The following is a 7,635-nucleotide window of genomic DNA, read 5'->3' as shown; positions in this document are numbered from 1 at the left end:
CGTGCCGGGGAAGGGCGAGGACGTGGACTCAGGAACCGGGCAGGACACACGGAGGAACCTGCCCGAAGGGCTCGGCGGTGCCATACGCGGGACCGCCGAGGATATCGCCGCGCTGCTCCGGTCCGGCACCGACACGGGGCTGCGCATCCCCGGCGCCGAGTGGAGCGTCGGCGAGGCGGCGGCACACCTGGCGTTGGCCAACGAACTCATGGCGGATCTCGCGGCGGGACACGCGCGCCCGTACGGCGACGGCACGCCCGGAAGCCTCGCCGCGGCCAACGAACGGTCCCTGGCGGAGTTCGGTGAGCGGGCCGCCGAACCACTCGCGGCCCTGGTCGTCCGGCACGCCGACGAGTGCGTGAAGGCCCTGGAGACAAGGGCGACGGAGGAATCCGTGGTCACGCCGATGGGCCCGATGAGCCCGCAGGAGCTGGGGTCGTACCTGCTCACGCACATGCTCGGCCACGGCTACGACCTCGCCCGCGCGCTGCGCCGGCCCCACATGGTCGACCGGGTCCGGGTCGGACTGACCCTGCCGTTCATGCTCACAGCGATGCCACGCGTGACCGATCCGAACCGCACCGCCGGAATGAACGCCCGGTACGACGTCCGGCTGTGGGGTGGCGGCCGGTTCGGCGTCACCCTGGCCGACGGCGTGCTGTCCGTCGACGCGCGGCCACCGGCAGCCCCGGACTGCACCATCCACATCGAACCCGTGACCTTCCTCCTGATGGCTCTCGGCCGCCAAGGGCAGGCGGGACCCATCCTCCGCGGCCGCATCCTCGTGCGAGGCCGCAAGCCCTGGCTCGCGCCCCGCTTCCCGGGCCTCTTCGTCGCACCCTGAGAGCGCGGACCGCACCTGGCGATTGTCCAACGTCACCCTCAAGTGCCCTACAGAGAACGACTTTTACCGTCACCGCCAGGAGGAACCATGCTCCGGCGCGGGTGCGCGAGGCTACCTTCGGGGGATGCGGATACTGCATCTCTCCGACACTCATCTCGACCGGTCCGGCGGCCCCGACGAGGACGGCGCCGACGGCACGGCCGCGCTGCGCCTCCTGCTCGACGAACTGGGCCAACTGCGCGACCTGGACGCGCTCGTGGTCACCGGAGACGTCGCCGACGACGGCTCCCCCGAGGCGTATCTGCGGGCGCGTGAGCTTCTGTCCGCCTACGCCGGCGATCGGGGCGCCGATGTCTTCTACACGACGGGCAACCACGACGACCGCACCGCGTTCGCCGACGTCCTCGGCAGCGGCCACGCCCGTCCCGAGGCGGTGTACGAGGGAACGGCCGGCGAGCGGGCCGCCGCGAGTACCGTCGGCGGCCGGCGGCTGATCACACTGGACACGCTCGTGCCGGGCAGGGCATACGGTCGACTCGACGGCGGCCAGCTCCGCTGGCTTGGCGAACTCCTGCGCGTCCCGTGTCCGTCGGGCACAGTGCTGGCCTTCCATCACCCCCCGATCGCCCTGGACGTCGACGTCCAGCGGGCGTTGGGGCTGCAGAACCCGGCGGAGCTGGCGAGGACGATCCGGGGCACCGATGTCCAGCTCATCCTGTGCGGGCACTTCCACCTGCAGATCGTGTCGCGTCTCGAGCAGGCGACCGTGTGGGTCACGCCCGGGGTCGTCAGCCGTGTCGACCTGACCGCCCGTCCCGGAACCGAACGCGCCGTCCACGGCCCGTCGGCCTCGCTCGTTCACCTCGGTACGGCCGGCGTGCCGTTGATCCACACGCTCCATGCCCGGGATCCGCGCATGGGCCGGACGGTCTACGAGGCCGACGAGGACGAGATGCGCGACGTCATCGAAAGACTCGCTCCTCAGCCTCGGGGCTGAACCCGGCCCGCCGCCCCGTCGACCACGTCATTCCCCGTCCGACACACCGCACCGCCGAACGGCCGACCGCCCTCACTCGGCGCGGTCGCGGTATGCCTCCAGGAGGCGGAGCCAGACCTCGCTGATCGTCGGGAACGCGGGTACTGCGTGCCAGAGCTGCTCCACCGTCGCCTCCGTGGTGACCGCGACCGTCGCCGAGTACAGCAGCTCCTGGACTCCCGGGCCAACGAAGGTGACGCCGAGGACGGTGCCTCGCTCGGGGTCGAGCAGCATGCGCGCCTTGCCGCGGTAGCCCTCCGCGTACTGGACCGAACCCGCCAGGTGTGCGAGGTCGAAGTCCACCACGTCGACCTGGCGCCCGGTGGCCTCCGCCCGTGCCGTCGTCAGCCCCACACACGTGACGTCCGGATCGGTGAAGACGACCTGGGGGACAGCCGTGTGATCGGCCGTCGAGGAGTGCGCGCCCCACTTCTCCGTGTCCAGGGGCTCGTCCTGGGCCCGTGCACCGATGATCGCGCCGGCGATCCGGGCCTGGTACTTGCCCTGATGTGTCATCAGGGCCCGGTGGTTGACGTCTCCGACCGCGTACATCCAGCCGTCCTCGATCCCCTTCACGCGGTAGGTGTCGTCCACCTCCAGCCAGCCTCCCGGCGTGAGTCCCACCGTCTCCAGACCGATGTCCGCCGTGTGCGGGGCACGGCCGGTCGCGATCAGGATCTCGTCCGCGGTCACGGAGTCGCCGGTCGACAAGGTGATGTGGACCGGGCTGTCGGGGCCGTCCCTGCGGGCCACCTCGGTCACCGTCACCTCGAAGCGGACGTCGACGCCCGCCTCCTCCAGGGACGCGGCCACCATCTTCCCGGCGAAGGGCTCCATGCGGTTGAGCACCTCGTTCCCCCGTACCAGCAGGGTGACTTGGGAGCCGAGGGCCTGCCACACCGTCGCCATCTCGACCGCGACCACACCGCCGCCCACGATGGCCAGCCGGTCGGGCACCTCGGAGGCCGCCGTCGCCTCACGGTTCGTCCACGGCCGGACCGAGTCGAGTCCGGGCACGTCGGGGAAGGCCGTGACGGTGCCCGTGGCCACGCCGACGACCTGCCGTGCGGTGAGACGCACCGAGTCGCCCTCGCGGGTCTCCACCACGACCTGCCGTGGACCGTCCAGGCGCCCGTGGCCCCTCACCAGGTCCACGGACACCGATTTCAGCCAGTCGACCTGGTCGTCGTCCGTCCAGTTCACAGCGATCTTGTCGCGGTGGGCGAAGACCGTCGGAATGTCCAAGGGCCCTTCGGCGGTCCGCCTGAAACCCGGGACCCGCAGCGCGTCGGCACGTGCGACCACCGGCCGCAGCAGCGCCTTGCTGGGTTCGCACGCCCAGAAGGAGCACTCGCCACCCAGCAATTCGTTCTCGACGATCACAGAGGTGAGACCGGCGGCCCTCGTACGGTCGGCCAGGTTCTCCCCTGCGGGGCCGGCACCGAGAACAATGACGTCATAAGTCCGGGAACTGTCGCTCATGCCCACTCCACCGAATCGCTACTGCCGCTCTCCTACCGCGCCGGAGTCCACCCGCTGTGGACCTCCCGTGCCGCGCTGGGCGACTTCGGGCATCTCGCGACTCGGGCGCCGGAGACTGATCGATGCGTCTGCTCGGGCCACGTGCCACGCGTGGTCCCGCGGAAATCGCGCGCTCATGGGCGGAAGGCGAAGGCATGCACGGCATCGACGTGGGACCCCTCGCCCGTACGGGTACTTCCCGCGGACGCCCGCACTCGATACGGAGGTTCGCGTCCGATGCGCCCAGTCTCTCACCGTCGCCTCGTGGTCGCCGCTCGGACGGAGGCGCGCCCCTCGGACGGGCGCGCACAACAGCCACGGGTCGCGGACGCCCGACCACGCCCGGTACGAGGACGGCCCTCCGCCCGGTGGATCACCGGCGTCCGACGCCGCGCGCTGATCCACCGGGGATTCCGGGACAGCCCTTAAACTGCGGAAACCGCTCCGCAGACGCGTGGCAGTCCGCTCCACGGCGCCACGCCGAGTACGGGACAACGCTCGGACACGAAATGACCGGCCACAGACGTCACGGGGTAGGCAGTGCTTCTCAGAACCTTCGGCTGGTCGTTCGGCATCACCGTGCTGGGTCTTGTCGCCGCGTTCTTCTACGGGGGCTGGACCGCGTTCGGGGTCGTCGCCATTCTGACGGTCCTGGAGATCTCGCTGTCCTTCGACAACGCGGTCATCAATGCCGGGATCCTGAAGAAACTGAGTGCCTTCTGGCAGAAGATCTTCCTGACGATCGGTGTGCTCATCGCGGTGTTCGGCATGCGACTGGTGTTCCCGGTCGTGATCGTCGCCATCAGCGCCGAACTCTCTCCGCTGGAAGCCGTCGACCTCTCGTTCAACGACCCCGACCGGTACAAGGAACTGGTGACGGACGCCCATCCGTCGATCGCGGCCTTCGGCGGCATGTTCCTTCTCATGATCTTCCTGGACTTCATCTTCGCGGAACGCGACATCCAGTGGGTGCGCTGGATCGAGCGCCCGCTCTCCAGGCTCGGCAGGGTGGACATGCTGTCCGTCTGCGTCGCGTTGATCGTGCTTCTGACCGCCGCACTCACCGTGGCCACTCATGCGCACCAGCACGGTGGTGAGCACGCCGACAAGAGCGAGACCGTTCTTCTGTCCGGCGTCGCCGGCCTGATCGCGTACCTCGTGGTCGGCGGCCTCTCGAGCTTCTTCGAGAACAGGCTCGAAGCGGGCGAGCAGGAGGGCGACGAGCAGGCCGACCGAGGCGGAAGCGCGACCTCGGCGACGGCCCTGGTCGGCAAGGCTGCGTTCTTCATGTTCCTTTACCTGGAGGTCCTGGACGCGTCCTTCTCCTTCGACGGTGTCATCGGCGCCTTCGCCATCACGAACGAGATCGTGCTGATGACCCTGGGCCTCGGTATCGGCGCCCTGTACGTGCGCTCGCTCACCGTCTACCTGGTCCGCCAGGGCACGCTGGACGACTACGTCTACCTGGAGCACGGCGCCCACTACGCGATCGGCGCCTTGTCGATCATCCTGCTCACGACCATCCGGTACGAGATCAACGAGATCATCACCGGTCTCGTGGGAGTAGTGCTGATCGGCCTGTCCTTCTGGTCCTCGGTACGCCGCAACAGAGCCCTCGCGGCGGACGGGGACGACGCGGGCCCCACGCCCGCTCAGCAGGCTTGAGCAGGCGGGCCTTCGATTCAAAGGGCCCGTGACTGACGGCCTGTGCGTCGTCGACGATCAGAACGTGGTCCGCCCGTAGCCAACCGACGTCGCAGACGCACTCCGGGACACGCCGGCGGGCCTGTCTCGCGCGTGCGTGGGCCCGGGGCGCCGCGTATCCCTGCATGGTGCGGGCGCCCGGGTGGACACGTACCGCTCGTGCGCGTCCACCCGGGAATAGCCACCCCGGACCGGCTGTTTGCAGAGTCACTAGACAGATCTGTCTAGTGACGGCGCAAGCCGCCGGATCAGTTCCGAAAGTGGCTCATGACCTCTGTATCTACCGCGAACCCAGTGACCCGGACGAGCAGCCCCGGACGGCCGTCCCGCGCCCATGCGGGGCCGAGGGGTCCGCTCCTGGGGCCCGCCGCCTCGATCGGTGTGCTGGCGTCGATCCTCGTATCGCTGCTGGCGGCCTCGAGCGCCCCGACCCCGCTCTACGCGATCTACCAGCAGCAATGGGGCTTCTCCCCCATCACCGTGACCGTCGTCTTCGGCGTCTACGCCGTGGCGGTGCTGGCATCGCTTCTGGTCTTCGGAAAGATCTCCGACCATGTCGGACGACGGCCGGTCCTCGTGGCTGCGCTGGTGGTGCAGGTGCTGGCGATGGTCACGTTCCTCACGGCCGACGGGGAGAACGCCCTCCTGGCCGCCCGCGTCGTCCAGGGCCTGAGCACCGGTGCGGCGGTCGGTGCGCTCGGTGCGGGCATGCTCGACATCGACCCGCGGCGGGGCGGATTCCTCAACTCCTTCGCCCCCGCGGTGGGCACCGCCACCGGCGCCCTGATGTCCGCCCTGATCGTCCAGTACCTTCCGGCGCCCACGCACCTCGTGTACTTCGTGCTTCTCGGCGTCTTCCTCCTGCAGATCGTGGGCGTACTGAGCCTGCGCGAGTCGGTGAGCCGGAAACCGGGCGCCCTGGCGAGCATGGCACCCGAGATCAAGCTGCCCGCGGCCGCCCGTTCCTCGGTGGCCGTCGCGGCGCCCGTGATGTTCGCGGTCTGGGCCCTGGTCGGCCTCTACGGAGCCCTCGGACCGGCCATAGCCCGGACGCTCGAACGCTCGGACTCGGTGGTGTGGGGCGGACTGCCGCTCTTCGTGCTGGCGGGCGCGGCCGGACTGGCCGTCGTGACACTGCGCAACGCCGCCACCCGGGCCCTCATGCTGACCGGAATCGGCACACTCGTCGTCGGCGTAGTGATCACCCTCGTGTCCATCGCCTCGGGCACCGGCGGCACGCTCTCCGTCGCCGGGTTCTTCCTCGGCGCCGCCGTGTCGGGATTCGGCTTCGGAGCCGGCTTCCAGGGCGGCATCCGCATGGTGATCCCGAACGTCGCGCCGCACGAGCGCTCCGGCGTCCTCTCCCTCCTGTACGTGGTGTGCTACCTCGGCCTCGGCGTCCCCGCGGTCATCGGCGGCATACTGGTCGTGCACGGCGGCGGCCTCGTCCAGACGGCCAGGGAGTACGGCGTGGCAGTCATCGCACTGGCCCTCGTGGCGCTGGCAGGGCTGGTTCTCCACGGTCGCCGCGCGAAGCCGGTCGAGGCCGCCTCGCAGGGTGCCCGCGGGATGGATGTCGCGGTGCAGGTGGATTGAGCGGGTCGTCCGAGAACAGGTGAGTGCCATGACTGCCAGGACCGCAGCGAAACCCTCGGCGCGCGTGCGTCTGCTGGAAGCCGCCGACGAGCTCTTCTACAACGAGGGCATCCAGACCGTCGGCATCGACCGCGTCATCGAGCACGCCGGAGTCGCGAAGGCATCCCTCTACAACACCTACGGCAGCAAGGAGCAGTTGGTCGGCGCCTACCTCGAACTCCGGGGCAGCCGCGTCCGGGACAGGATCAACCGGGTCCTGGAGAGCCGCGCGACACCACGCGAGCGGCTGCTGGGAGTCTTCGAGGCGCAGTCCGAGGCGCTCACCAGCTCGGGCTACCACGGCTGTCCGTTCGTACGGGCCACGGCCGAGGCGCCCGAGGACAGCTCCATCAGCCGCATCGCACACGACCACCGGGCCTGGTTGCGCGGCCTGCTGACCGGTCTGGCGACCGAGTGCGGCTACGCCGACCCCGGCAGCCTCGCACGCCAACTGCACTTCCTCTACGACGGCGCCGCCAACGCCGTGCGCATGGACAAGGACTCCGGCGCCGGCGCCGCCGCCCGTGAGGCCGCCGCGGTCCTCCTCGCCGCCGCGCCCCTCACCGAGCCCGGCGGGGCGGCACGACCCGCCCCCGGCATGGCCGCGCAGACACCCTGACAACGGCAGCCCTCTGCCAACCGACGCGCGGTGGGGCCGGATTCCGGCCCCACCGTTCCGGCGCACGCGCACACGCGGCGGGGCAGGGATCCTCAACGGCCCTGCCCCGCAAGCGATCCATGCCGGACATGACTCTCGCCGGCGGGCCGCCACCCCACCGTCATCGGCGGCTCGGTTCACCTCGGCGAGTCCCGGACCGGGACCGGGACCGGGACCGGGACCGGTTCGGGCCGGAGGCGCGGTCGGCGCGGACCGGGGTCCCACCCCGGTCCGCGC

The 7,635-nt window shown here is 70.3% G+C and carries 6 protein-coding genes; 5 read left to right on the top strand and 1 reads right to left on the bottom strand.

Annotation, left to right across the window (positions count from 1 at the left end; translation table 11 throughout):
• Nucleotide 1: 1 nt before the first annotated feature.
• The gene (locus tag IE265_RS35400) at nucleotides 2-844 is read left to right on the top strand and encodes a maleylpyruvate isomerase family mycothiol-dependent enzyme (RefSeq protein WP_229916919.1); all 843 of its coding nucleotides are present in this window, start codon (nucleotides 2-4) and stop codon (nucleotides 842-844) included.
• Nucleotides 845-968: 124 nt separating this feature from the next.
• Nucleotides 969-1,841, top strand: a complete 873-nt coding sequence (locus IE265_RS35395) for a metallophosphoesterase family protein (RefSeq protein ID WP_190039879.1) — start codon at nucleotides 969-971, stop codon at nucleotides 1,839-1,841.
• A 72-nt stretch (nucleotides 1,842-1,913) separates the two neighbouring features.
• Here the strand turns inward: IE265_RS35395 and IE265_RS35390 are convergent, their stop codons facing one another.
• The gene (locus IE265_RS35390; RefSeq protein WP_190039878.1) at nucleotides 1,914-3,362 is read right to left on the bottom strand and encodes a dihydrolipoyl dehydrogenase family protein; all 1,449 of its coding nucleotides are present in this window, start codon (nucleotides 3,360-3,362) and stop codon (nucleotides 1,914-1,916) included.
• A 579-nt stretch (nucleotides 3,363-3,941) separates the two neighbouring features.
• Here IE265_RS35390 and IE265_RS35385 point away from each other — a divergent pair.
• The 3 genes from IE265_RS35385 to IE265_RS35375 all read left to right on the top strand — a co-directional run bounded on the left by IE265_RS35385 (nucleotide 3,942) and on the right by IE265_RS35375 (nucleotide 7,359).
• Nucleotides 3,942-5,066: a DUF475 domain-containing protein gene (locus IE265_RS35385; protein ID WP_190039877.1), complete on the top strand. Its 1,125-nt coding sequence runs from the start codon at nucleotides 3,942-3,944 to the stop codon at nucleotides 5,064-5,066.
• Between the two features lie 333 nt (nucleotides 5,067-5,399).
• Nucleotides 5,400-6,701: an MFS transporter gene (locus tag IE265_RS35380; protein WP_229916918.1), complete on the top strand. Its 1,302-nt coding sequence runs from the start codon at nucleotides 5,400-5,402 to the stop codon at nucleotides 6,699-6,701.
• A 28-nt stretch (nucleotides 6,702-6,729) separates the two neighbouring features.
• Nucleotides 6,730-7,359: a TetR/AcrR family transcriptional regulator gene (locus tag IE265_RS35375; protein ID WP_190039875.1), complete on the top strand. Its 630-nt coding sequence runs from the start codon at nucleotides 6,730-6,732 to the stop codon at nucleotides 7,357-7,359.
• Nucleotides 7,360-7,635 lie beyond the last annotated feature (276 nt).

This window comes from Streptomyces fructofermentans, assembly GCF_014651055.1.
GTDB classification, from domain to species: domain Bacteria; phylum Actinomycetota; class Actinomycetes; order Streptomycetales; family Streptomycetaceae; genus Streptomyces; species Streptomyces fructofermentans.
The sequence above is the reverse complement of the archived record's forward strand: the minus strand, read 5'-3'. Positions and strand labels throughout refer to the sequence as shown.

Excerpts from the sequence above, each read along its gene's own strand:
- IE265_RS35395 (WP_190039879.1), top strand. The coding sequence starts at position 969 with ATGCGGATACTGCATCTCTCCGACACTCATCTCGACCGGTCCGGCGGC.
- IE265_RS35390 (WP_190039878.1), bottom strand. The coding sequence starts at position 3,362 with ATGAGCGACAGTTCCCGGACTTATGACGTCATTGTTCTCGGTGCCGGC.
- IE265_RS35375 (WP_190039875.1), top strand. The coding sequence starts at position 6,730 with ATGACTGCCAGGACCGCAGCGAAACCCTCGGCGCGCGTGCGTCTGCTG.